This is a genomic window from Alteromonas antoniana, assembly GCF_019249295.1.
Taxonomy (GTDB): Bacteria; Pseudomonadota; Gammaproteobacteria; order Enterobacterales; family Alteromonadaceae; genus Alteromonas; species Alteromonas antoniana.
In genome coordinates this window covers 1-1,605 of record NZ_JAESDH010000067.1, presented here as the reverse complement: position 1 = coordinate 1,605, position 1,605 = coordinate 1, and the positions used below count along the sequence as shown (strand labels likewise).

Annotated in this window: 1 rRNA gene; it reads right to left on the bottom strand. The window is 51.7% G+C overall.

Annotated features, from left to right (window positions below):
• Window positions 1-19: 19 nt before the first annotated feature.
• Window positions 20-1,605, bottom strand: a 23S ribosomal RNA gene (locus JKP77_RS22070); the annotation flags it as partial.

Here is a 1,605-nt window from a genome sequence, read left to right as displayed (position 1 = left end):
AAAGCTTCTTGGGTGTTGTATGGTTAAGCCTCTCGGGCAATTAGTACAGGTTAGCTTAACGCCTTACAACGCTTCCACACCCTGCCTATCAACGTCATAGTCTATAACAACCCTTCCAGAGCTTAAAGCTCAGGGATGACTCATCTTGGGGCTCGCTTCCCGCTTAGATGCTTTCAGCGGTTATCGATTCCGAACTTGGCTACCGGGCAATGCCTTTGGCAAAACAACCCGAACACCAGCGGTTCGTCCACTCCGGTCCTCTCGTACTAGGAGCAGCTCCCCTCAATCATCCAACGCCCACACCAGATAGGGACCGAACTGTCTCACGACGTTCTAAACCCAGCTCGCGTACCACTTTAAATGGCGAACAGCCATACCCTTGGGACCGACTTCAGCCCCAGGATGTGATGAGCCGACATCGAGGTGCCAAACACCGCCGTCGATATGAACTCTTGGGCGGTATCAGCCTGTTATCCCCGGAGTACCTTTTATCCGTTGAGCGATGGCCCTTCCATACAGAACCACCGGATCACTATGACCTACTTTCGTACCTGCTCGACGTGTCTGTCTCGCAGTTAAGCTAGCTTATGCCATTGCACTAACCTCACGATGTCCGACCGTGATTAGCTAACCTTCGTGCTCCTCCGTTACTATTTGGGAGGAGACCGCCCCAGTCAAACTACCCACCAGACACTGTCCACAATCCCGATAAGGGACCTATGTTAGAACATCAAACATACAAGGGTGGTATTTCAAGGACGGCTCCGCATCATCTGGCGACAATGTTTCAAAGCCTCCCACCTATCCTACACATGTAGGTTCAATGTTCAGTGCCAAGCTGTAGTAAAGGTTCACGGGGTCTTTCCGTCTAGGTGCGGGTACACAGCATCTTCACTGCGATTTCAATTTCACTGAGTCTCGGGTGGAGACAGCGTGGCCATGGTTACACCATTCGTGCAGGTCGGAACTTACCCGACAAGGAATTTCGCTACCTTAGGACCGTTATAGTTACGGCCGCCGTTTACCGGGGCTTCGATCAAGAGCTTCGCTTACGCTAACCCCATCAATTAACCTTCCGGCACCGGGCAGGTGTCACACCCTATACGTCCTCTTTCGAGTTTGCAGAGTGCTGTGTTTTTAATAAACAGTCCCAGCCACCTGGTCACTGCGGCCTCCAAAAGCTTACGGAGCAAGTCCTTCACCTTCAGAGGCGTACCTTCTCCCGAAGTTACGGTACAATTTTGCCGAGTTCCTTCACCCGAGTTCTCTCAAGCGCCTTAGTATTCTCTACCTGACCACCTGTGTCGGTTTGGGGTACGGTTCACATAATCATAAGTTTAGAAGCTTTTCCTGGAAGCAGGGCATCAACAACTTCACTCCCTTGGGAGCTCGTCTCGCGTCTCAGCTTTATCGACCCGGATTTACCTAAGTCAACGGCCTACTCGCTTTCACCTGGACAACCAACGCCAGGCTTGCTTAGCCTTCTCCGTCCCTCCATCACTGATTATATAAGTACGGGAATATTAACCCGTTTCCCATCGACTACGCATTTCTGCCTCGCCTTAGGGGCCGACTTACCCTGCCCTGATTAGCATGGGACAGGAA